The 22,087-nt window shown below is 70.2% G+C and carries 18 protein-coding genes, 1 tRNA gene and 1 pseudogene; 13 read left to right on the top strand and 7 right to left on the bottom strand.

The features are described 5' to 3' along the window. Positions 1–4 precede the first annotated feature (4 nt). From AVL59_RS43270 to AVL59_RS43245, 7 genes and pseudogenes are all read left to right on the top strand, one after another. The gene (locus AVL59_RS43270) at positions 5–703 is read left to right on the top strand and encodes a transglycosylase family protein (RefSeq protein ID WP_067315299.1); all 699 of its coding nucleotides are present in this window, start codon (positions 5–7) and stop codon (positions 701–703) included. 347 nt (positions 704–1,050) lie between these two features. Then, positions 1,051–2,337 carry a phosphopyruvate hydratase gene (eno, locus tag AVL59_RS43265; RefSeq protein WP_067315297.1) on the top strand — a complete coding sequence of 429 codons (1,287 nt, stop codon included), beginning with the start codon at positions 1,051–1,053 and terminating at the stop codon, positions 2,335–2,337. A 100-nt stretch (positions 2,338–2,437) separates the two neighbouring features. Continuing rightward, positions 2,438–2,914, top strand: a complete 477-nt coding sequence (locus AVL59_RS43260) for an FtsB family cell division protein (protein WP_067315296.1) — start codon at positions 2,438–2,440, stop codon at positions 2,912–2,914. Positions 2,915–2,942: 28 nt separating this feature from the next. Further along, a pseudogene (locus AVL59_RS56240) lies at positions 2,943–3,344 on the top strand (DUF501 domain-containing protein); the annotation flags it as partial. A gap of 204 nt (positions 3,345–3,548) precedes the next feature. After that, the gene (locus AVL59_RS56235; RefSeq protein WP_067318458.1) at positions 3,549–4,505 is read left to right on the top strand and encodes a Ppx/GppA phosphatase family protein; all 957 of its coding nucleotides are present in this window, start codon (positions 3,549–3,551) and stop codon (positions 4,503–4,505) included. Positions 4,506–4,949: 444 nt separating this feature from the next. Beyond that, positions 4,950–6,332, top strand: a complete 1,383-nt coding sequence (locus AVL59_RS43250) for an NAD(P)/FAD-dependent oxidoreductase (RefSeq protein WP_079147270.1) — start codon at positions 4,950–4,952, stop codon at positions 6,330–6,332. Between the two features lie 277 nt (positions 6,333–6,609). Then, entirely contained in the window at positions 6,610–7,908 is a 1,299-nt protein-coding gene (locus tag AVL59_RS43245; RefSeq protein ID WP_067315294.1) for an SAM-dependent methyltransferase, read from the top strand. A 55-nt stretch (positions 7,909–7,963) separates the two neighbouring features. Here the strand turns inward: AVL59_RS43245 and AVL59_RS43240 are convergent, their stop codons facing one another. Together AVL59_RS43240 and AVL59_RS43235 are read right to left on the bottom strand one after the other, a co-directional pair. Beyond that, positions 7,964–10,492 carry an ABC transporter permease gene (locus tag AVL59_RS43240; protein ID WP_067315292.1) on the bottom strand — a complete coding sequence of 843 codons (2,529 nt, stop codon included), beginning with the start codon at positions 10,490–10,492 and terminating at the stop codon, positions 7,964–7,966. Beyond that, entirely contained in the window at positions 10,492–11,262 is a 771-nt protein-coding gene (locus AVL59_RS43235) for an ABC transporter ATP-binding protein (protein ID WP_067315290.1), read from the bottom strand. Before AVL59_RS43235 ends, AVL59_RS43240 begins: the two co-directional genes overlap by 1 nt. Before the next feature lie 391 nt (positions 11,263–11,653). On the opposite strand from AVL59_RS43235, the gene AVL59_RS43230 reads away from it, so the two are divergent. The 3 genes from AVL59_RS43230 (at position 11,654) to AVL59_RS43220 (ending at position 14,062) form a co-directional block, all read left to right on the top strand. After that, a tRNA-Leu gene (locus AVL59_RS43230) sits at positions 11,654–11,737 on the top strand. A 153-nt stretch (positions 11,738–11,890) separates the two neighbouring features. Continuing rightward, positions 11,891–13,090, top strand: a complete 1,200-nt coding sequence (locus AVL59_RS43225) for a 4-hydroxybenzoate 3-monooxygenase (protein WP_067315289.1) — start codon at positions 11,891–11,893, stop codon at positions 13,088–13,090. Positions 13,091–13,201: 111 nt separating this feature from the next. Further along, positions 13,202–14,062 carry a Bax inhibitor-1/YccA family protein gene (locus AVL59_RS43220; protein ID WP_067315287.1) on the top strand — a complete coding sequence of 287 codons (861 nt, stop codon included), beginning with the start codon at positions 13,202–13,204 and terminating at the stop codon, positions 14,060–14,062. Positions 14,063–14,137: 75 nt separating this feature from the next. Here AVL59_RS43220 and AVL59_RS43215 read toward each other — a convergent pair whose 3' ends face one another. After that, a complete protein-coding gene (locus AVL59_RS43215; protein ID WP_020940491.1) occupies positions 14,138–14,368 on the bottom strand; it encodes a DUF4287 domain-containing protein in 231 nt (76 codons plus the stop codon). A 99-nt stretch (positions 14,369–14,467) separates the two neighbouring features. Here AVL59_RS43215 and AVL59_RS43210 point away from each other — a divergent pair, with 99 nt between their 5' ends. Further along, positions 14,468–14,779 (top strand): hypothetical protein, encoded by a 312-nt coding sequence (locus AVL59_RS43210; RefSeq protein ID WP_079147269.1) that lies wholly within the window; start codon positions 14,468–14,470, stop codon positions 14,777–14,779. Between the two features lie 96 nt (positions 14,780–14,875). Here AVL59_RS43210 and AVL59_RS43205 read toward each other — a convergent pair whose 3' ends face one another. The 3 genes from AVL59_RS43205 to AVL59_RS43195 all read right to left on the bottom strand — a co-directional run bounded on the left by AVL59_RS43205 (position 14,876) and on the right by AVL59_RS43195 (position 18,444). Next, on the bottom strand, positions 14,876–15,658 hold the full coding sequence (locus AVL59_RS43205) for a hypothetical protein (protein ID WP_208870657.1): 783 nt from the start codon (positions 15,656–15,658) through the stop codon (positions 14,876–14,878). A 282-nt stretch (positions 15,659–15,940) separates the two neighbouring features. Beyond that, positions 15,941–17,161 carry an acetyl-CoA C-acetyltransferase gene (locus AVL59_RS43200; RefSeq protein ID WP_067315283.1) on the bottom strand — a complete coding sequence of 407 codons (1,221 nt, stop codon included), beginning with the start codon at positions 17,159–17,161 and terminating at the stop codon, positions 15,941–15,943. A gap of 263 nt (positions 17,162–17,424) precedes the next feature. Next, positions 17,425–18,444 carry an SGNH/GDSL hydrolase family protein gene (locus AVL59_RS43195; RefSeq protein ID WP_208870544.1) on the bottom strand — a complete coding sequence of 340 codons (1,020 nt, stop codon included), beginning with the start codon at positions 18,442–18,444 and terminating at the stop codon, positions 17,425–17,427. A 160-nt stretch (positions 18,445–18,604) separates the two neighbouring features. Between AVL59_RS43195 and AVL59_RS43190 the strand changes: the two genes are divergently transcribed. Next, on the top strand, positions 18,605–19,996 hold the full coding sequence (locus tag AVL59_RS43190) for a cystathionine beta-synthase (RefSeq protein WP_067315276.1): 1,392 nt from the start codon (positions 18,605–18,607) through the stop codon (positions 19,994–19,996). 325 nt (positions 19,997–20,321) lie between these two features. Here AVL59_RS43190 and AVL59_RS43185 read toward each other — a convergent pair whose 3' ends face one another. Then, entirely contained in the window at positions 20,322–21,167 is an 846-nt protein-coding gene (locus tag AVL59_RS43185; protein WP_079147268.1) for a helix-turn-helix transcriptional regulator, read from the bottom strand. Positions 21,168–21,314: 147 nt separating this feature from the next. On the opposite strand from AVL59_RS43185, the gene AVL59_RS43180 reads away from it, so the two are divergent. Continuing rightward, positions 21,315–22,076: an SDR family oxidoreductase gene (locus AVL59_RS43180; RefSeq protein WP_067315274.1), complete on the top strand. Its 762-nt coding sequence runs from the start codon at positions 21,315–21,317 to the stop codon at positions 22,074–22,076. Positions 22,077–22,087: the final 11 nt, after the last annotated feature.

The following is a 22,087-nucleotide window of genomic DNA, read 5'->3' as shown; positions in this document are numbered from 1 at the left end:
ATCCATGCTGTTTTCCGGCAAGGGCAAGCACCGTCGTCCGTCCAAGGCCACCCGGGCCATCGCGCTGGCCGGTGTCACCGGTGCCGTCGTCGCCGCCCCGCTGATGGCGGCCGGCAACGCCTCCGCCGCCACCACCTCGGAGTGGGACGCGGTCGCCCAGTGTGAGTCCGGCGGCAACTGGTCCATCAACACCGGCAACGGCTACTACGGCGGCCTGCAGTTCTCCGCCTCCACCTGGGCCGCGTACGGCGGCACCGCCTACGCCGCGCAGGCCAACCAGGCCACCAAGGCGCAGCAGATCACGGTCGCCGAGAAGGTCCTCGCCGCCCAGGGCAAGGGCGCCTGGCCGGTGTGCGGCACGGGCCTGTCCAGCACCCCGTACAACGGCTCCGCGCCCACCACCACGTCGAAGAGCGCCCCGGCGAAGACCACCGCGCCCAGCACCCGCTCCACCGACACGCAGGCCGCCACCCGCTCCACCGAGCGCACGGCCCCGGCGAAGAGCAAGACCGTCACCACCCCGACCGGCAAGAAGGTCAAGAAGGGCGACGGCGAGTACAAGGTCGTCAAGGGCGACACCCTCAGCTCCATCGCCGAGAAGCACCACGTCAAGGGCGGCTGGCAGAAGCTGTTCGAGCTGAACAAGGACATCGTCGAGGACGCCAACCTCATCTACCCGGGCCAGCAGCTGCACCTGAAGTGACACCTGGTTCCCACCGCAGCCACAGCGCTCTCACAAGGCCGTCCCCCACGCTGAAGGCCTCGTGAGGGTCATCCCCCCCGTCCCCACGGGCTCCCCGTCCCGGCGCGTGTTCCCCCGTACGCGCCGGGACGGGGCTGTTTTCGCTTCCGGCCCCGCCGCTCCCGCCCTGTGTTTCCCCACTGTTCGGCCGGGTCTCATCCGGAAGCCTCTTTGTTTCGCACGAGAACAAAAGGTACCGTCGGCGTGTCCACGGGACGGTCGGTCGGTGGCCGACGCCCCCGGGACGGTTAGGCTCTAGTCGCAAGGCACACCAGCCCCGCACTACCAGCGTCACATCCACGAAGGAGATGCTCGTGCCGTCCATCGACGTCGTCGTAGCCCGGGAAATCCTGGACTCCCGAGGCAACCCCACGGTCGAGGTCGAGGTCGGCCTCGACGACGGCAGCACGGGTCGTGCCGCCGTTCCGTCCGGCGCCTCCACCGGCGCCTTCGAGGCCATCGAGCTGCGCGACGGTGACCCCAACCGCTACCAGGGCAAGGGCGTCGAGAAGGCCGTCCTCGCCGTCATCGAGCAGATCGGCCCGGAGCTGGTCGGCTACGACGCCACCGAGCAGCGCCTGATCGACCAGGCCATGTTCGACCTGGACGCCACCGACAACAAGGGCTCCCTCGGCGCCAACGCCATCCTCGGTGTCTCCCTCGCCGTCGCCCACGCCGCCTCCGAGGCCAGCGACCTCCCGCTCTTCCGCTACCTGGGCGGCCCGAACGCGCACCTGCTGCCGGTGCCGATGATGAACATCCTGAACGGCGGCTCGCACGCCGACTCCAACGTGGACATCCAGGAGTTCATGATCGCCCCGATCGGCGCGGAGTCCTTCTCCGAGGCCCTGCGCTGGGGCACCGAGGTCTACCACACGCTGAAGAAGGTCCTGAAGAACAAGGGCCTGTCCACCGGACTCGGCGACGAGGGCGGCTTCGCCCCGAACCTCGGCTCCAACCGCGAGGCCCTCGACCTCATCCTCGAGGCCGTCAAGGAGGCCGGCTACGCCCCCGGCCAGCAGATCGCCCTCGCGCTCGACGTCGCCGCCTCCGAGTTCTACAAGGACGGCAAGTACCTCTTCGAGGGCAAGGAGCGCTCCGCCGCCGAGATGACGGAGTACTACGAGGAGCTCGTCGCGGCCTACCCGCTCGTCTCCATCGAGGACCCGCTGTTCGAGGACGACTGGGCCGGCTGGAAGGTCATCACCGACAAGCTCGGCGACAAGGTCCAGCTGGTCGGCGACGACCTGTTCGTCACCAACCCGGAGCGCCTGGCCCGCGGCATCGAGGACGGCGCCGCCAACGCGCTGCTCGTGAAGGTGAACCAGATCGGCTCGCTGACCGAGACCCTGGACGCCGTCGAGCTGGCCCAGCGCAGCGGCTTCAAGTGCATGATGTCCCACCGCTCCGGCGAGACCGAGGACGTCACCATCGCCGACCTGGCCGTCGCCACCAACTGCGGCCAGATCAAGACCGGCGCCCCGGCCCGCTCCGAGCGCGTCGCCAAGTACAACCAGCTGCTGCGCATCGAGGAGATCCTCGACGACGCGGCGGTGTACGCCGGCCGCAGCGCGTTTCCCCGCTTCAAGGGCTGACCCAACCTGGCGTAAGGCCTAGCCAGTCGTACGTACGTCCCCGTACTCGGTCCCGTACCGTGTGCGGGGACGTACGCGCGTGGAACGGGAGGCGGGGAACATGGCCGTGAAGGACCGGGACCGGTTCTCCACCGCGACCAGGCTCAGGCTGCTCGGCGAGCAGACGGCGGCCCGGGTCTACCGCTCCCAGACCAAGCGCCAGGCGCGCCGCTCCCGGCTCACCGGCCGCGCCGCCCTGCTCGCCCTGGTGCTGTGCACGCTGATCGTCGCGCTCGCCTACCCGATGCGGCAGTACGTGTCCCAGCGCGCCGAGATCGCCGACCAGCAACGGCAGCAGGAGCGGGCCCGCAAACGCGTCGAGCAACTGCGCGACCTCAAGGCGCGCTGGCAGGACGACGCCTACGCCAAGCAGCAGATCCGGCGTCGGCTGCACTATGTGATGCCAGGTGAGACCGGGTACATCGTGATCGACCCGGGCGCGGCCAAGCAGTCCCGCGCCGACCTCGGGGCCGCCCACCGGCCCTGGTACGCGAACGTCTGGGACGGCGTCGACAAGTCCGACGCTTCCGACCAGTGAACCGACAGAAAGACAGCTGAAGACAGTCATGGAAACGCCTCCGCCGCCCACTCCGCGCACCGAGCCGACCGACGCGGACGTCGAGGCCTTCAAGCAGCAGCTCGGGCGTCCGCCGCGTGGGCTGCGGGCGATCGCGCACCGGTGCCCGTGCGGGCAGCCGGACGTCGTGGAGACGGCCCCGCGGCTGCCGGACGGCACGCCCTTCCCGACGACGTACTACCTGACGTGCCCGCGCGCCGCCTCGGCGATCGGCACGCTGGAGGCGGACGGCGTCATGAAGGAGATGACCGAGCGGCTGGGGAGCGACCCCGAACTGGCCGCCGCCTACCGGGCCGCGCACGAGGACTACATCCGGCGCCGGGACGAGATCGAGGTCCTGGAGGGCTTCCCGAGCGCGGGCGGCATGCCGGACCGCGTGAAGTGCCTGCACGTCCTGGTGGCCCATTCGCTGGCCGCGGGCCCGGGCGTGAACCCGCTCGGCGACGAGGCGATCGCCATGCTGCCCGAGTGGTGGCGCAAGGGGCCGTGCGTGCAGCCGCTCCAGGCGCCCGATCCGGCGGACGAGCACCCGGGCGAGCAGGGCGCGGTCTTCGACCCCGCCGAGGTCCGCAGCGGCTTCTTCGCCCACCGGCCGCTGGTCGCCGAGGGGTTCACCCGTGTCGCCGCCGTCGACTGCGGTACCAACTCGATCCGGCTGCTGGTCGCCGACGTCAACCCGGCCACCGGCGAGCTGCTGGAGCTGGACCGGCGCATGACGATCGTGCGGCTCGGCCAGGGCGTGGACCGCACCGGCCGGCTCGCGCCCGAGGCGCTGGAGCGGACCTTCGCGGCCTGCCGTGAGTACGCGGACGTCATCCGCGAACTGGGCGGCGCGTCGGTGCGGTTCGTCGCCACCTCCGCCTCGCGGGACGCGGAGAACCGGGACGAGTTCGTGCGCGGTGTCGTCGACATCCTCGGTGTCGAACCCGAGGTCATCAGCGGCGGCCAGGAGGCCGAGTTCTCCTTCACGGGAGCGACGAAGGAACTCAAGGGCCGCGAAGACATGGCCAGGCCGTACCTGGTGGTGGACATCGGCGGCGGCTCCACCGAGTTCGTCGTCGGCGACGGCCATGTGTCGGCCGCGCGGTCGGTGGACGTCGGCTGCGTGCGGATGACCGAACGGCACCTGGTGCACGACGGCAAGGTGAGCGACCCGCCCACCGAGGAGCAGATCGCCGCCATGAGGGCGGACATCGAGGCCGCCCTGGACCTCGCCGAGGAGACGGTCCCGCTGCGCGAGGCACGCACCCTGGTCGGCCTCGCCGGCTCGGTGACGACCGTGTCCGCGATCGCCCAGGACCTGCCCGAGTACGACTCCGAGCGCATCCACCACTCGCGCATCTCGCGCGAGCGCGTCCGCGAGATCACCGAACGGCTGCTGCGTTCCACGCACGCCGAGCGCGCGGCGATCCCGTCCATGCACCCGGGCCGTGTCGACGTCATCGGCGCGGGCGCCCTCGTGCTGCTCGCGATCATGGAGCGGACCGGCGCCGAGGAGGTCGTCGTCAGCGAGCACGACATCCTCGACGGCATCGCGTGGTCGGTGGCGTAGCTCTCTTTTGTTACTGGCCAGTAGCCGTCGGCTGAGCAGGTCGGATAACGTCTGAGCGGGGCTGAGGGGTCCTCAGGGGCCCCTCGGTGACGGCCGGTCGGAAAAGTTCGTGAAGTTCTTCACAAGGATTTCCGGGTCGTGGAACCCCGAAGTGGGGCCGGTTGGCCCTTCCAGGGGCCGCTGAGCCGTTTGAACATGTTCAGACGGTGGGTGTAAGGGGGGCCCGGAAGGGGTTGTTCCGGGGGTGTCGCGAGATGCTCACGAGCACCCCGCGTGCCCAGAGAGGCAGCTCACGCGGCCTTGACAACGGGTCAGACCGCCCAGTGGTTCCCCCTCGCCGTCATGACCTGCGTCACGCGGGCCGCGGAGTTTAGCACAGGCCCTGTCGGACCTTGTGAAGGGGCGCACGAGCACCCCTGCCAAGGCGGGTGGATACTCGATGGCATGAGCACCACGGAGCGTCCCAGGATCCTCGTAGTAGGCGGTGGGTACGTAGGCCTGTACGCAGCTCGGCGCATCCTCAAGAAGATGCGCTACGGAGAGGCGACCGTCACGGTCGTCGACCCCCGGTCGTACATGACCTACCAGCCCTTCCTCCCCGAAGCCGCCGCCGGCAGCATCTCCCCTCGCCACGTCGTCGTCCCGCTGCGACGCGTGCTGCCGAAGGCGGAGGTCCTCACCGGCCGGGTCACCACCATCGACCAGGACCGCAAGGTCGCCACGATCGCCCCGCTGGTGGGCGAGGCGTACGAGCTGCCCTTCGACTACCTGGTCATCGCGATGGGCGCGGTCTCCCGCACCTTCCCGATCCCCGGCCTCGCCGAGCAGGGCATCGGCATGAAGGGCATCGAGGAGTCCATCGGCCTGCGCAACCACGTCCTCGAGCAGCTGGACAAGGCCGACTCCACGACCGACGAGGAGCTCCGCCGCAAGGCGCTCACCTTCGTCTTCATCGGCGGTGGCTTCGCGGGTGCGGAGACCATCGGCGAGGTCGAGGACATGGCCCGCGACGCGGCCAAGTACTACAAGAACGTGTCCCGTGAGGACATGCGCTTCATCCTCGTCGACGCCGCCGACAAGATCCTTCCCGAGGTCGGCCCCAAGCTCGGCCAGTACGGCAAGGAGCACCTGGAGAGCCGCGGCGTGGAGATCTACCTCTCCACCTCGATGGACTCCTGCGTCGGCGGCCACGTCGTGCTGAAGAACGGCCTCGAGGTCGACTCCAACACGATCGTCTGGACGGCCGGCGTCAAGCCCAACCCGGCCCTGGCCCGCTTCGGCCTCCCGCTCGGTCCGCGCGGCCACGTCGACTGCGCGCCCACCCTCCAGGTCCAGGGCACGGACTACATCTGGGCCGCGGGCGACAACGCCCAGGTGCCGGACGTCGCCTCCCGCAAGGCCGGCATCGAGAACGCCTGGTGCCCGCCGAACGCCCAGCACGCGCTGCGCCAGGCCAAGGTCCTCGGCGACAACGTGGTCTCCGGCATGCGGGGCTTCCCGCAGAAGGAGTACAGCCACGCCAACAAGGGTGCGGTCGCCGGTCTCGGCCTGCACAAGGGCGTCGCGATGATCGTCATGGGCAAGATGAAGATCAAGCTCAAGGGCCGCCTCGCCTGGTACATGCACCGTGGCTACCACGGTCTGGCGATGCCGACCTGGAACCGCAAGATCCGCATCTTCGCCGACTGGACGCTCGGCATGTTCCTCAAGCGCGAGGTCGTCTCGCTCGGCGCCATGGAGAACCCCCGCGAGGAGTTCTACGAGGCCGCCAAGCCGGCGCCGGTCGCCGCCGCGGCCAAGACCGAGGCGAAGGCCAAGGCCTCCTGACCCCAGGTCATCCACGCACACCCCGAAGGGGCCGCCCGCCATCCGTGGTGCGGGCGGCCCCTTCGGCGTGTCCGGGGCCGCGTTCCCGCTGAGACCGACCGGTGACGCCCGGCGGTGAGGATGTGGGCACGACCGACAGCGGCCTCGTGCCCCGTTGACTCGTGGCCCATGCACGCGTTTTGCTCAGCTGTAACTCCTTTGCGGGACTGCGGCCGGGCCCCGCAGGTGTTTACGTGGTGAACGGACATCCGGGATCGTCGTCTTGGAGGTGTGCGCCATGGCCGACGCCGCGTCGCGGCTGACAAGGGTTGCCGAGCAGCTGCTGGGAGTCCCCCTCCCGGTGCGGATCCGCGCCTGGGACGGTTCCCAAGCCGGCCCGCCGGCTACACCGGTCCTCGTCATCCGCAACCGCCGCGCCCTGCGCCGACTGCTGTTCAAACCGGGCGAGCTGGGCCTGGCCCGCGCCTGGGTCGCCGGAGACCTGGACATCGAGGGCGACCTGTACGCCGCGCTCGACGCCATGGCCGGGCTGATCTGGGAGCGCGGGGACGACGCCCGCAGCCTCGTCCAGGCCATGCGCGATCCGGAGGTACGGGCCGCGGCCCGCGAGCTGCTGAAACTCGCCGGACCGCCGCTCCCGCCGGCCCCGCCGCGCGAGGAGGTCCGCAGGCGCCGTCATCTGCACACCCGGCACAGCGACAAGCGGGCCATCAGCCACCACTACGACGTCGGCAACGACTTCTACGAGATCGTCCTCGGCGCGTCGATGGTGTACTCGTGCGCCTACTGGGGGCCCGCCGAAGAGGACGCCACACTGGTGTCGGCCCAGCGCGACAAGCTCGAACTGGTCTGCCGCAAGCTCGGCCTGACGCCCGGTCGGCGGCTGCTGGACGTCGGCTGCGGCTGGGGCTCGATGGCCATTCACGCGGCCCGTGAGCACGGCGTCGGCGTCGTCGGTATCACCCTCTCCCAGGAACAGGCCGCCTACGCCCGCAAGCGCGTCGCCGACGAGGGCCTGACCGACCGGGTGGAGATCAGGGTCCAGGACTACCGGGACGTCGTGGACGGCCCCTTCGACGCGATCTCCTCCATCGGCATGGCCGAACACGTCGGCACCGAGCGCTACCTCGAGTACACGAGCGCCCTGTACGCCCTGCTGAAGCCCGGCGGACGGCTGCTCAACCACCAGATCGCCCGCCGCCCGCAGCGCGACGAAGGGGCGTACGAGGTCGACCGGTTCATCGACGCGTACGTCTTCCCCGACGGCGAGCTCGCCCCCATCGGCACCACCGTCACCCAGCTGGAGCGGGCCGGCTTCGAGGTCCGTGACGTGGAGTCCATCCGCGAGCACTACGCCCGCACCCTGCGCCACTGGGTCGCCAACCTGGAAACCGGCTGGGACCGCGCCGTCCGCCTGTCCAGCCCCGGCCGGGCCCGTGTCTGGCGCCTGTACATGGCCGCCTGCGCGCTCGCCTTCGAACGCAACCGCATCGGCGTCAACCAGGTCCTGGCCGTCCGCACTCCCGAGTCCGGCGCCTCCGGTCTGCCGCTGCGCACCCGCACCTGGCACGGCTGACACGGCAAGGGCCCCGCTCCGCGTCGGCAGAGCGGGGCCCCTCGGCGCCGTGGTGCTACTCGGCCTTGATCGCCGCCAGCATGTTCAGCCGGGCCGCGCGCCGGGCCGGCCACAGGGCGGCCAGCACGCCGACCGCCGCCGCCAGCAGCAGGAAGACCGTCATCCGGCCCCAGGGCAGCACCAGTTCGTACGTCGGCATCTTCGTCCCCAGCAGCTCACCGGCCGCCCAGCCGAAGAACACGCCCAGGCCGATGCCGAGCACGCCGCCGAACAGGGAGATCACCAAGGACTCCAGGCGGACCATCCGCTTGATCGCCTTGCGGTCCAGGCCGATCGCACGGAGCATCCCGATCTCCTGGGAGCGCTCGAAGACCGACATGGCCAGGGTGTTGATGACGCCGAGGACCGCGACGATCACCGCCATGCCGAGCAGGCCGTAGAGCATGTTCAGCATCGTCGTGAACATCTTCGCGATGCCGTTGGAGATGTCCTGCTTGTCCTGGACCTTGATCGCCGGGTTGGTACCGAGTGCCTTCTCCAGCTTCGTCTTGACCGCGTCGGAGGCGCCGTCCGCCGTCTTGACCATGACCTGCATGTCGGCCGGGTCCTTCAGGTGCGGGGTGACGTCCTTGTTGTCGACGATGATCCCGTTGAGCAGGTCGTTGCCCTCGTAGATCCCGGCGACCGTCAGCTTCTGCGCCTTGCCGTCCGCGTAGTGCGCGGTGAACTGGGAACCGGCCCGCCAGCCGTAGTCCTTGGCGCGGTCCTTGTCCACGACGACGTGCGTGCCGTCGACCTTGAACGTGCCGTCCTGCACCTTGAGGTCCGTCAGCTCGCCGATCACCGAGCCGTTGACGCCGGTCAGGAACTCGGTCCGGCCGTCGATGCGGGACTCCGCGTCGCGTAGCGGGCTGCTGGCGGTGACCCCGTCGGTGGCGGCGATCTGCTGTGCCACCTTGGGGGAGAGCGGCGAGCGGTTGGCCATCGAGACGATGTAGTCCGCGCGGACCGCCGAGCTGGCCATCTTGTCGATCGCCGTCTGCAGGCTGCCCGCCATCACCGTCATCCCGGTGATCAGGGTCAGGCCGATCATCAGCGCGGAGGCCGTGGCCGCCGTACGGCGCGGGTTGCGCACCGAGTTCTGGCGGGCCAGCTTGCCCGAGACACCGAAGAGGCGCAGCACCGGGGAGGCGGCCGCGATCAGCGGGCGGGACAGCAGCGGGGTCAGGATGAACACGCCGATGATGAGCAGGACGGCACCGAGACCCATGGGGCCCTGGGCGGAGTCCGTGTCCATCGTCGTGGCCGAGAGGACCACCGCGATGCCGGCCGCCGAGAACAGTGCGCCGAGCGTGTTGCGCAGCACCAGCGACTTGGTGGTCGCCTTGGCGTGCACGCTGCTCATCGCCGCCACCGGCGGGATCTTCGCGGCCCGGCGGCCCGGCAGCCAGGCGGCCAGCACGGTGATGACGATGCCGACGGCGAGCGCGGACACCACGGTGCCCGGCGTGATCACCAGCGGTCCGTCCGGCATGGCCGCGCCGAAGGAGCCCATCAGGCTCCGCAGCCCCGCGCCGATGCCGATGCCGGCGACCAGACCGGTCACACCGGCGACCGTGCCGACCACGAACGCCTCGATCAGCACCGAGCGGGTGACCTGCCGGCGGGAGGCGCCGACCGCCCGCAGCAGGGCCAGTTCCTTGGTGCGCTGGGCGACCAGCATGGTGAAGGTGTTGGCGATGATGAACGTGCCGACGAACAGGGCGATGCCGGCGAACACCAGCAGGGCCTGCTTCAGACCGCTCATCGAGGCGGAGATCATCTGCGCCTGTTCGTCGGCGAGCCGCTTGCCGGTGGTGGTCTCCACCAGGTGCGAAGGCAAAGCCTTGTCCAGCGTGGACTTGAGCGCGGCCTGGCTGGTTCCCGCCGCCGCCTGGACGTCGATCTCGTCGTACGCGCCCTTCTTGCCGAACAGCTTCTGCGCGGTCGGCGTGTCGAACAGGGCGAGGCTGCCACCGGCGGCCACGTTGCCGTCGTCGGTGGTGAAGATGCCGCTGATGCGCGGGGTGAGGACCGGGCCGTCGACGGACAGGCGCACCGTGTCGCCGACCTTGTAGCCGGCGCGCTCGGCGGTCTTGGAGTCGATCAGCACCTCGTCCTTGCCGCGCGGGGCGTGCCCGCTCGTCAGCGGGTAGCGGGCGTCCTTGGTGCCCGAGTAGTTGCCGCCCTCGGACTGCCAGTCGCCGCCGACCAGCTTGCCGTCCTTGTCGGCGATCGCGGTGAAGCCGGTGACGACACCGGTCGCGGAGGCGGCGCCCGGGACCTTCGCGGCCTTGTCGAGCAGCGCCTGGGTCAGCTCGGGGGTCTTGCCGACCTGGTTGCCCTTGGAGTCCTGGTACTTGGCCCGGACGGCGACGTCGACGTGGTCGAAGCCCTTGGCGGAGCTCTTCTGGTAGGCGTCGGAGATGGTGTTGGTGAAGACCAGGGTCCCGGACACGAACGCCACGCCGAGCATGACGGCGAGCACGGTCATCAGGAGCCGGGCCTTGTGCGCGAGTACGTTGCGCAGGGCTGTGCGGAACATCAGCTGGTCCGGCCCTTCGCGTCGAACTGCTTCATGAGGTCGAGGACGGCGTCGGCCGTCGGAGCGTAGATCTCGTCCACGATCCGCCCGTCCGCGAGGAAGACCACGCGGTCCGCGTACGCCGCCGCCACCGGGTCGTGGGTCACCATGACCACCGTCTGGCCCAGCTCGCGCACGGAGTTGCGCAGGAAGCCGAGCACCTCGGCGCCGGAGCGCGAGTCGAGGTTTCCGGTCGGCTCGTCACCGAAGATGATCTCGGGCTTGGAGGCGAGCGCGCGGGCCACGGCGACGCGCTGCTGCTGACCGCCGGAGAGCTGGGAGGGCCGGTGGCTGAGCCGTCCGGACAGGCCGACCATCTGGATGACCTGGTCCAGCCACGCCTTGTCGGCCTTGCGGCCGGCGATGTCCATCGGGAGGGTGATGTTCTCCAGCGCGGTCAGCGTCGGCAGCAGGTTGAAGGCCTGGAAGATGAAGCCGATCTTATCCCGGCGCAACTTGGTGAGCTGCTTGTCCTTCAGGGAGCCGAGCTCGGTCTCGCCGATCCGCACGGATCCCGACGAGAAGCTGTCCAGGCCGGCCACGCAGTGCATCAGCGTGGACTTGCCGGAACCGGACGGGCCCATGATCGCGGTGAACTCGGCCTGCCGGAAGTCGACGGAGACCCGGTCCAGGGCGACCACCCGGGTCTCGCCCTGCCCGTAGATCTTCGACAGCTCCGTGGCGCGTGCGGCCACGGCCGTGGTCCGGCCGGCGGTGGGTGTGGTGGTCACGGGAAGGTGCTCCTGTCGGGACGACGTCAGTTCATGGGGACGGATCCATCGTCTCGGCCGAAGACGTCCGTGGAGTCAGCCGCTGTTCCGGTTCCGAGGGGCGACTCCGGTCGGACGGAGCGGGTGCGTGTCATACCTGGGGAGGACGGGCGACCCCGAGACCGACGTTGTCGAGAACAGGTGGAGCGCCCTCGTTCGGTAGGTGAAATTCCGTCATTCCGCGTACGCGCGCGCACACGCCACGCCACGCTATTGGCAAGTGCGTATGGCGTGTTTACTGGGCTGATGCACCCTCAGAAGTCAATAAAATAAGACAACATCGATCCGTCGTTCCGCTGTTCGGGGGACGCGTCCCGATAGGCTCAGAACTTGAGAGCGGAGCCCATGGCCTGCCCGGATGGTGGAATGCAGACACGGCGAGCTTAAACCTCGCTGCCCCTTCGCGGGCGTGCCGGTTCAAGTCCGGCTCCGGGCACTTTCGCCTCCGAACCCACCCTTTGAACACACCCTTCGAACGGCTGCGCGACCGTTGACAGCACGGTCCGCGCGGCGGAGACTCGCGCTCGGAAGTCGGTGAAACAAACTTCACCATGCGAACGCTGGCGGGCTCCAGGGAAGGGAACGACCGATGCGTACCACCGTGGGGATCATCGGAGCCGGACCGGCCGGACTGTTGCTGGCGCGGCTGCTGCACCGCGCGGGCATCGGCTCGGTCGTCCTGGAGGGCCGCGACCGTGTCTACGTCGAACACCGCCAGCGCGCCGGGATCCTGGAGCAGGGCACGGTCGACGTGCTGCGGGCGGCCGGGGCCGGGGAGCGGATGGACCGGGAAGGGCTGCGGCACGACGGGATCGAGCTGCGCTTCGGGCGGCGCCGCCACCGCGTCGACTTCCCCGCGCTCACCGGCGGACGGTCCGTCATGGTCTACGCCCAGACCGAGGTCTGCAAGGACCTGATCGCCCTCCAGCTGGCCGACGGGGGGCCGCTGCTGTTCGAGGCGGAGGCCCTGGCCGTCGAGGACGCCACCGGCGACCGGCCGCGTGTGCGCTTCCGGTACCAAGGGTGCGACGACGTACTCGAGTGCGACTACGTCGTCGGGTGCGACGGCTTCCGGGGTGTGGCCAGAAAGGCCCTCCCGCCCGCCGTCTCCCGGGTGTTCGAGCGGTCGTACCCCTATGCCTGGCTCGGCATCCTCGCCGACGTCGCCCCCTCCAGCGACGAGCTGGTCTACGCCCGCCACGACCGGGGCTTCGCGCTGCTGTCCATGCGCTCCCCGTCCGTCTCCCGCCTCTACCTCCAAGTACCCGCCGAGACCAGGCCCGAGGACTGGACCGACGACGCGATCTGGGCCGAACTGGAACGGCGCCTGGAGACCGACGACGCCTGGGCACTGGAACGCGGACCCCTCACCCAGAAGTCGGTCACGCCCATGCGGTCCTACGTGCACGAGCCGATGCGCCACGGCCGGCTCTTCCTGGCCGGTGATGCCGCTCACATCGTGCCGCCGACGGGGGCCAAAGGGCTGAATCTGGCCGTCGGTGACGTCGTCACCTTCGCCCGCGCGCTCACCCACGCCGAGGAGACCGGTTCCCCCGAACTCCTCGACGCCTACTCCGCGACCTGCCTGCGCCGCATCTGGCAGGCCGAGCGGTTCTCCTACGACATGACGACCCTGCTCCACCCCGCCCCGGACGCCACCGCCTTCGACGCCCGTCTGCAGCTGGCCCGGCTGGAACGGATCGCCTCCTCCCGCGCGGCCGAGACCGACCTCGCCGAGGCCTACACAGGCTTCCCCCTCACCGTGGCCGGGAACAAGCCTTCCGCGTAGCGTGTTGCGCAGCACGGCACGGGAAAGATCCTCCTCAAGTATCAGGCTCGGTCCTTTGCCAATCCATTACTCTTGAGCCAAGGCTGCGCACGGCAGCCATGGAGGAGCGAAATGAGGAGCAGTAACCCGGTCTTCTCGCGACGGGGGTTCAGCCGCGACAACGGCTACGCCGGCTTCAACACCGCACCGCAGGCCGGGTACGCACAAGGCAACCCCTACGCGCAGAATCCGTACGCCCAGAACCCCTACGCCCAGCAGGGCGTGCGGTACGGCGCCCCGCCGCAGGCCCCGGTCACCACCGACCGGATGACGATGGACGACGTCGTCATGCGCTCGGCCCTCACGCTCGGCACGGTCGCCGTCGGCGCCGTCCTCGCCTGGACGCTGCTGCCGGTCTCGGGGACCAGCTACGCGCTGGCCTTCGGCGCCGCGATCGTCGCGATGGTCCTGGCGCTGGTGCAGAGCTTCAAGCGCACCCCGTCGCCCGCGCTGATCCTGGGGTACGCCGCCTTCGAGGGCGTCTTCCTCGGCGTCATCAGCGAGATGTACAACAGCCGCTGGAGCGGCGCCCCCTTCCAGGCGGTGCTCGGCACCATGGCGGTCTCCGCCGCCACCCTGCTGATCTACAAGGCCGGCTGGATCCGCGTCACGGCGCGCTACGCCCGCATCGGCATGGCCATCGCCATGGCCTTCGTCCTCGTCATGGCGGTCAACCTGCTGCTGGTCGCGTTCGGCGTCGCCGAGAACGGCGGCCTGCGCAGCTTCGGCCCGCTCGGCGCGCTCGTCGGCATCATCGCCATCGTGCTCGGCGCGTTCTTCCTGACCCTCGACTTCAAGCAGATCGAGGACGGCATCGCCTACGGCGCACCGCGGAGCGAGTCCTGGCTCGCCGCGTTCGGCCTCACCATGACCCTGGTGTGGATCTACGTGGAGATGCTGCGGCTGGTGGCGATCTTCAGCAACAACGACTAGCCGACACGCCCGTCGCGTGAAGCGGTGAAGCGGTGTGAAAGGGCCCCGGGTTCGACCCGGGGCCCTTTCGGCGTCTTAGAGCAGCTTCCGGGCCGCCCTCCTCAGGTCGTACTCATGAACGATCGCCTTGGCGTGGCCGTACGCGAGGTCGTACTCGTGCCGGAGCCAGCTGACCTTCTCCTCGAAGCGGAAGAGAGCGGGGCCTTCTTCTACGGTGCGCAACCAGTCGGAGACTTCACGACCGGTGCAGTGCGGAATGCGGGCGAGCAGATTGCGGTGGGTCTCCTCGGAGAAGAGTTGGGACATCGGCGCCTCCGAACGCAAAGGGGATGTAAGCCGGTCCTTCACGTCACGGTGCCTGAGCGTTCGCGTATTGGCAACAGTGCGGCGCGTTACGCTCGGCGCGTGGTTGATACGACGCCCTTGACCCGAGCAGTGGATCACTTCGCCGACCGGTTGCGGGCGGCCCCGCAGAGCCGGCTGCAACGCGGCGCCGCCGCGGAGGCGCTGGCGCTGGCCAGGCAGTTGGCCCGGTGGACGCAGAACATCGAGGAGCCGGCCGCCGAGCCGCGGGAGATGCCGGACGCGGGGATGTTCGCGGCGGCTGACCAAATTCTGGTGGCCGCGCATGATTTGGCTCTGCTGCTGGAGAGCGAGGATCAGGTCACCGAGGCGGTGGAGCTGGTGGAGGAGGCGCGGAAGAAGGCGGGGGTCTGAGCGTCGCCGACGGATGCGGGTGCGTTGTGGCTTGTCGCGCCCACGCGGCGGAGCCGTGTGTTCGATACGGCCCCGCGCCCCTTTCGGGGCGCTTGACTACAGGGACGCTATGACGCGATCCGCCAGGATGTAGACGGTGTCCTCGCCGCAGGTGAAGGTCAGGGTGTAGGCGCCGGAGATGCCCGAGCCGCCGAGGAGGTACGGGGTTTCGCCCTCGCGGAGGGCTGCGGCCAGGCGCTCCGCCGTCTCTCGGTGGCCGGGGGTCATGCACAGGGTGGTGCCGTCGGCGAAGACGTAGACGTCGAGGGTGCCGAGCGGGCCCGGGCGGACGTCGGAGAGTTCGATCTGGTCGGCGGCGAGCTGTTCCAGCGTGGTCACCGTGCGCTCGTGGTCGTTCACGACCGGCGACTGCACCGGGACGAAGTCGGGGTGCGAGGGGTGGCGGCGGCGGGCCGCGGCCAGCTCGGGGGACTCACCGGTGGTCTCGTCGGCCTCGGCGGCGGGCTCGGTGACCGGCTCCAGCGGCTCCAGGCCCGCGAAGTCGGCCTGCCGGGGCAGGAACGGATCGGCGTCGGCGAGGCCGAGCAGCGACGGTGCGTCGGAGGCGTCGCGGGCCTCCTGGGCCGCCCAGAACGCACGGGCCTCGGCCAGCTCGCGCTCCCGTTCCTCGGCGAGTGCCTCGGCCACGGCCGCGCGTATCTCGTCCGTGTCGGCGGCCGTACGGGCGGCGGGCAGCAGTGCGCGCATGGCGGCCGCCTGGTTCTCGCCGAGCTGGGCCTGAAGGTTCGCGAGCTGGCGGCGCAGCTTCAGGACGGTGCGCAGGACGGCGACGCCCACGGCGCCCGTGGCGGCCGTGGTGAGCAGCAGGGCGATCGGCATGGCGCTCACTGACGTACTCCCAGGTTCAAAGTCGACCCCCGACTTCCTACATCAGCTTGAAGGGCGGACTAACCAGCTGTCAGTGCGTAACATCACGAAACGGACAGGACTTTGGTTCGGGCGTCTCCCGGGCCCCGGCACTGACCTGCGCAGATGCCTCCCGCGGGGAGATAGGTCACATCCTGAGGGAGATTGGATCACAAAACGGCCCAGAACCCGGGGGTTTTCCGGGTTCTGGGCCGTTCGTCCACCTGCTGTGCCCGGTTCGCTACCGAGCGTGGGTCAGCTGAGGCGCTCGATGACCATCGCCATGCCCTGGCCGCCGCCGACGCACATCGTCTCCAGGCCGAACTGCTTGTCGTGCCACTGCAGCGAGTTGATGAGGGTGCCGGTGATACGGGCGCCGGTCATGCCGAAGGGGTGGCCGACGGCGATGGCGCCGCCGTTGACGTTCAGCTTGTCGATGTCGATGCCGAGGTCCCGGTAGGAGGGGATCACCTGGGCGGCGAAGGCCTCGTTGATCTCGACGAGGTCGATGTCGTCGATGGTCAGGCCGGCGCGGCGCAGGGCCTGCTTGCTGGCCTCCACCGGGCCGAGGCCCATGATCTCCGGGGAGAGGCCGGAGACACCGGTCGACACGATGCGGGCGAGCGGGGTCAGGCCCAGCTCGCGCGCCTTGGTGTCACTCATGATGACGACGGCGGCGGCGCCGTCGTTGAGCGGGCAGCAGTTGCCGGCGGTGACGAGGCCGTCCGGGCGGAAGACCGGCTTGAGGCCCGCCACGCCCTCCATCGTGACGCCGGCACGCGGGCCGTCGTCCTTGCTGACGACCGTGCCGTCGGGGAGGGTCACCGGGGTGATCTCGCGCTCCCAGAAGCCGTTCTTGATGGCTTCCTCGGCGAGGTTCTGCGAGCGGACGCCGAACTCGTCCATGTCCTGGCGGGTGACGCCCTTCCAGCGGGCCAGGTTCTCGGCGGTCTGGCCCATCGCGATGTACGCGTCGGGGACCAGTCCGTCCTCACGCGGGTCGTGCCACGTGGTGCCCTCCTGCTGGGCGACGGCCTCGGTGCGGGCCTCGGCCTCGGCGAAGAGGGGGTTGTGCGTGTCCGGGAGGCCGTCGGAGCTGCCCTTGACGAAGCGGGAGACCGTCTCGACGCCGGCCGAGATGAAGACGTCGCCCTCGCCGGCCTTGATGGCGTGCAGGGCCATGCGGGAGGTCTGCAGCGAGGAGGAGCAGTAACGGGTGACGGTGCAGCCCGGCAGATGGTCCATGCCCATCTGTACGGCGACGATCCGGCCGAGGTTGTGGCCCTGCTCGCCGCCCGGGAGGCCACAGCCGAGCATCAGGTCGTCGATGTCCTTGGGGTCCAGCTCGGGGACCTTGGCGAGGGCCGCCTGGATGATCGTCGCGGTCAGGTCGTCGGGGCGCAGGTCCTTGAGGGAACCCTTGCCGGCGCGGCCGATCGGGGAGCGGGCGGTCGAGACGATGACGGCTTCGGGCATCACGGCTCCAGTGGCATCTACGGGGTGTTTGCAGGACCGGTTGGGAAGTTACCCGTCCGTACCTGCGAGGTCATCGGTGTCGGGGTGTGACACTGACCGCAATTGTCTAAGCGCTTGCTTGGCTCGACTCCCATTCTCCCACCCACCCGCCCGCCTCGGTAGACCGAGAGGTCCCCGCACGCGCCCACGGACGTAAAAAGGCGAGGGACCGATGGCTCGGCCCTCGCCTTTTGTCGAGCGAGTCGGGTGGGTGGAGGGAGAGGTCAGGGGGACGGGGTCGCCGGCTCGGCTTCCGGGACGCGGCGTCGGCGGCGGCGTTTCAGCAACGCCCACGGCCCCCGAGGCCCCGTCGGCATCGCCGCCGTTACCTCCGTGCCTGCCTCGGACGCCGCCTCGGCCGCGGCGCGGGCCACCGGCAGGAAGCCCTCGCGGCGGGAGACGTCCGGCCGCTCCTCCTCCGCCGGCCACAGCCCCAGCGCCGCACACACCGTCGGCAGCACCGCCATCGCCGCGGTCGCGTACCCCTCCACCGAAGGGTGGTAGTTGTCCGGCCCGAACAGCTCCCGCGGATTCGCCTCGAACTCCGGCCCGAGCAGATCCCCCAGCGACACCGTGCGCCCGCCCTGCTCGACCGCCCCGATGGTCTGCGCCGCCGCCAGCTGCCGCGAGGCCCGCCGGGCCAGCCACCGCAGCGGCTGCTGCACCGGCTCGATGGTGCCGAGATCGGGACACGTGCCGACGACCACCTCCGCCCCGGCCGTCCGCAGCCGCCGTACCGCCGCCGACAGATGCCGTACCGAGCGCGTCGGCGGCATCCGGTGCGTCACGTCGTTCGCGCCGATGATGATCACGCAGATGTCGGGGACGGGAAACGAACCCGACAGCACCTGCGCCACCTGCCGGTCCAGGTCGTCCGACTGGGCTCCCGGAAGGGCGACGTTGCGCAGCTCCACCGGCCGTTCCGCCACCGCCGACAGCCCCGACGCCACCAGCGCACCCGGTGTCTGGCCCGCACGGTGCACCCCCTGCCCGGCGGCCGTGGAATCGCCGAGCATGGTCAGTCTGAGGGGCGGTTCACCGGGGACGTCGTAGACATGGCCGTACACCCCGTCGGCCACCGGCACCCGGCCGCTGCTGCCGTTGCCCACATGGCGCCGCGCCATCTGCAGTTCCGCCAGCACCAGGCCGACGGCGGCCGCGCCGGCCAGCCCGACTCCGCCGCCGCCGTACGCCGCGCCGGCCGCGATGCGCCGGGCCACTCGCGCCCTCGACATGCTCGTCATGCGTCGCCGCCACCTCCTCGTAGCCGTACATCCACTCCTTGCCCCGTACCGCCCGTTCGCCAATCTCAACGGGGAGTGAACGCCCGCCCCGTGTCACCCGGGGGCCTTAGGCTGGCGGCACCACTACAAACACTGTTTTTGCAAGCAACCGGAGACAACGGTGCATTTCCACGACTCGATGATCAGCCTCGTCGGCAACACCCCGCTGGTGCGGCTCAACAGCGTGACCGAAGGCATCCAGGCCACCGTCCTGGCCAAGGTGGAGTACTTCAATCCGGGCGGCTCGGTGAAGGACCGCATCGCCCTGCGCATGATCGAGGCCGCCGAGCAGAGCGGCGAGCTGAAGCCGGGCGGCACCATCGTGGAGCCGACCAGCGGCAACACGGGTGTGGGCCTCGCCATCGTGGCCCAGCAGAAGGGCTACAAGTGCATCTTCGTCTGCCCTGACAAGGTGAGCACCGACAAGATCAACGTGCTGCGTGCGTACGGCGCCGAGGTGGTCGTGTGCCCGACGGCGGTCGCTCCCGAGCACCCGGACTCGTACTACAACGTCTCCGACCGGCTCGTCCGCGAGACCCCCGGCGCCTGGAAGCCCGACCAGTACTCCAACCCCAACAACCCGCTCTCGCACTATCACTCGACCGGCCCCGAGCTGTGGGAGCAGACCGAGGGGAAGATCACCCACTTCGTGGCGGGCGTGGGCACGGGCGGCACCATCTCCGGCACCGGCCGCTATCTGAAGGACGCCAGCGACGGCAAGGTGAAGGTCATCGGCGCCGACCCCGAGGGGTCCGTCTACTCCGGCGGCTCCGGCCGGCCGTACCTGGTCGAGGGCGTCGGCGAGGACTTCTGGCCCACCGCCTACGACCGGACCGTCGCCGACGAGATCGTCCCGGTCTCCGACAAGGACTCCTTCCAGATGACCCGCCGCCTCGCCAAGGAGGAGGGTCTGCTGGTGGGCGGCTCCTGCGGCATGGCCGTGGTGGCGGCGCTGCGGGTCGCCGAGCGGCTCGGCCCGGACGACGTCGTGGTCGTCCTGCTGCCCGACAGCGGCCGTGGTTACCTCAGCAAGATCTTCAACGACGAGTGGATGGCCGACTACGGCTTCCTGGAGGACGAGGGCCCCAGCGCCCGCGTCGCCGACGTCCTGAACGACAAGGCGCACGGCGCCATCCCCTCCCTGGTGCACATGCACCCGGAGGAGACCGTCGGCCAGGCCATCGAGGTGCTGCGCGAGTACGGCGTCTCGCAGATGCCGGTGGTCAAGCCGGGCGCCGGTCACCCGGACGTGATGGCCGCCGAGGTCGTCGGTTCGGTCGTGGAACGGGAGCTGCTGGACGCCCTGTTCTCCAAGCGGGCCTCGCTGGAGGACCCGCTGGAGAAGCACATGTCGGCCCCGCTGCCCCAGGTCGGCTCCGGCGAGCCGGTCGGCGACCTGATGTCGGTGCTGGGTTCGGCGGACGCGGCGATCGTGCTGGTCGAGGGCAAGCCGACCGGTGTGGTCAGCCGGCAGGACCTGCTGGCCTTCCTGGCCAAGGGCGGAAAGCAGTAGCGAACGTCCGGTGAACGGCCCGTGTCGGCGGCGAACTTGCGGTGACCGCGGCCGTTCGTACCGTCGCGGAAGTGGTACGCGCGTGTCACGTGCGCGCAGCACCCGCTTAACACGGGTCCGGCACATTAGTGGTGTCGGCAGGGCGGGAGCGGCTCCCCGCCCAGGCCGGCGGCGAACGGCGCCAAGGACCTCCGGAGCGGCTCCCGGACCTCCATGGACGCCACGGACGCGCAAGCCCGGCCTGACCCGGCCCGCGTCCCTCGCGGGGACCGCCGTCGTCCCGCCCCCCGGCAACGGGGGTGCGGCGGTCCCCGCGCAATTCTTCTCAGCGGGCGGCGCTTGTCTCCCAACTGCCCAGCAGGGCAAGGCGTTCCGCCGTCTCCGAACCCGGTTCCGGCGTGTACACCACGATCGTCTGCTCCGGGTCCGCCGGGACCGTCAGGGTCTCGTACGGGAGAGTCAGCAGGCCCGCCACCGGGTGCCGTACCTTCTTCACGCCGTAGGCGCACTCCTTGACCTGGTGGTCCGCCCACAGGCGGCGGAAGTCCTCGCTCTTCAGGGAGAGTTCGCCCACCAGGGCGCACAGCTCGCGGTCGTCGGCGTACAGGCCCGCGTTCAGCCGAAGATGCGCCACCGTCTGTGCGGCCACCGCGGCCCACTCGGGGTACAGCTCACGGCCCGCCGGGTCCAGGAAGACCTGCCGGGGCATGTTCCGCTCACCCGGTGCCAGGCGGCTGAAGCCGCTCACCGCGTCGCCGAGCGCGTTCCACGCCAGCACGTCCATCCGGCGGCCCAGCACGAAGGCCGGGTGGCGTTCCATGCCGTCCAGCAGTATCTGGATGCCGGGGCGCACACGGGGCGCACTCGGTTGCTTCTTGCGCTGTCTGCGGGGCCGGGCCACCGTACGCAGATACGCGTGCTCGGTCTCGTCCAGCCTCAGCACCCGCGCGATCGCGTCCAGGACGGCATCGGAAACGCTGGTGCCCCGGCCCTGTTCGAGGCGGATGTAGTAGTCCACGCTGACCCCCGCGAGCTGGGCCACCTCCTCGCGGCGCAGGCCCGGTACGCGGCGCCGCCCGTACGCGGGCAGCCCCACCTCCTCGGGCCGTATGCGAGCGCGGCGTGAGCGCAGGAAGCCGCCCACTTCTCCTTCGATCCGGTCCCCGTCCATGGGGCGATCGTAGGCGAGGGCATCGCCGCCGAACCTGGTACTGGCAGACCCAGGAAAAGCCGTTCCCTGGGTAGGACCGCCGCGCCCGGCGAAGGTGGTGTCAGCCGCCGGGGAGACGCCCCGGCCACCGCACCAGGGGGACCACCCATGTCGTACGAGAACCTCTCCGGCCGTACCGCCGTCGTCACCGGAGCCGCCAGCGGCATCGGCGAGGCCGTCGCGCTCCGGCTCGCCGCACAGGGCGCCCGGGTGGCGCTGTTCGCCCGGCGCGCGGACCGGCTGGAGGCCGTCGCCGGGAAGATCCGGGCCGAGGGCGGCGAGGCGCTGGTGGTGGCCGCCGACGTCACCGACGACGCGTCGGTCGAGGCCGCCCGCGACCTGGTCCACGAGGCCTTCGGGCCCGTCGACCTGGTCGTCAACAACGCCGGCGTGATGCTGCCGAACCCCGTCGACGACGGGCGCCTCGACGAGTGGCAGCGGATGATCGACACCAATGTGACCGGGGTGCTGCGGGTCATCCGCGCTTTCACCGCCGACCTGCTGGCCGCGGCCGCCGAGGGCCGCACCGCCGACCTGGTGAACATCTCCTCCATCGGTGCCCACATCGCCTTCCCCAACTACGCGGTGTACGGGGCGACCAAGGCGGCCGTCACCTATCTCTCGCAGTCCCTGCGCACCGAGTTCGGGCCGCGTGATGTGCGGGTCACCAACATCGAGCCGGGGCTCACGGACACCGAACTGAAGGCGCACGTCGACAGCGGAGAGCTGTCCGGGCAACTGGACGGCATGTTCGAGGCGATCGGGGGACTCTCGGCGGCGGAGGTCGCGGACGTCGTCGCCTACGCGAGCAGCCGCCCCCGGCATGTCAACCTGCGTCAGATCATGGTGCTGCCGACCCGGCAGGCCTGAGCCGGGCCGCG

This window comes from Streptomyces griseochromogenes (assembly GCF_001542625.1).
In the GTDB taxonomy this organism is placed as follows: domain Bacteria; phylum Actinomycetota; class Actinomycetes; order Streptomycetales; family Streptomycetaceae; genus Streptomyces; species Streptomyces griseochromogenes.
Note: the sequence above shows the minus strand (reverse complement) of the source record. Positions and strands in the feature narration are given on the sequence as shown.

Coding starts and splice junctions, on each gene's coding strand:
- AVL59_RS43185 (WP_079147268.1), bottom strand. CDS start 21,167: ATGGACGGGGACCGGATCGAAGGAGAAGTGGGCGGCTTCCTGCGCTCA.
- AVL59_RS43260 (WP_067315296.1), top strand. CDS start 2,438: ATGGCCGTGAAGGACCGGGACCGGTTCTCCACCGCGACCAGGCTCAGG.
- AVL59_RS43220 (WP_067315287.1), top strand. CDS start 13,202: ATGAGGAGCAGTAACCCGGTCTTCTCGCGACGGGGGTTCAGCCGCGAC.
- AVL59_RS43180 (WP_067315274.1), top strand. CDS start 21,315: ATGTCGTACGAGAACCTCTCCGGCCGTACCGCCGTCGTCACCGGAGCC.
- AVL59_RS43225 (WP_067315289.1), top strand. CDS start 11,891: ATGCGTACCACCGTGGGGATCATCGGAGCCGGACCGGCCGGACTGTTG.
- eno (WP_067315297.1), top strand. CDS start 1,051: ATGCTCGTGCCGTCCATCGACGTCGTCGTAGCCCGGGAAATCCTGGAC.
- AVL59_RS43195 (WP_208870544.1), bottom strand. CDS start 18,444: ATGACGAGCATGTCGAGGGCGCGAGTGGCCCGGCGCATCGCGGCCGGC.
- AVL59_RS43215 (WP_020940491.1), bottom strand. CDS start 14,368: ATGTCCCAACTCTTCTCCGAGGAGACCCACCGCAATCTGCTCGCCCGC.
- AVL59_RS43270 (WP_067315299.1), top strand. CDS start 5: ATGCTGTTTTCCGGCAAGGGCAAGCACCGTCGTCCGTCCAAGGCCACC.
- AVL59_RS43240 (WP_067315292.1), bottom strand. CDS start 10,492: ATGTTCCGCACAGCCCTGCGCAACGTACTCGCGCACAAGGCCCGGCTC.
- AVL59_RS43250 (WP_079147270.1), top strand. CDS start 4,950: ATGAGCACCACGGAGCGTCCCAGGATCCTCGTAGTAGGCGGTGGGTAC.
- AVL59_RS43200 (WP_067315283.1), bottom strand. CDS start 17,161: ATGCCCGAAGCCGTCATCGTCTCGACCGCCCGCTCCCCGATCGGCCGC.
- AVL59_RS43205 (WP_208870657.1), bottom strand. CDS start 15,658: ATGCCGATCGCCCTGCTGCTCACCACGGCCGCCACGGGCGCCGTGGGC.
- AVL59_RS43245 (WP_067315294.1), top strand. CDS start 6,610: ATGGCCGACGCCGCGTCGCGGCTGACAAGGGTTGCCGAGCAGCTGCTG.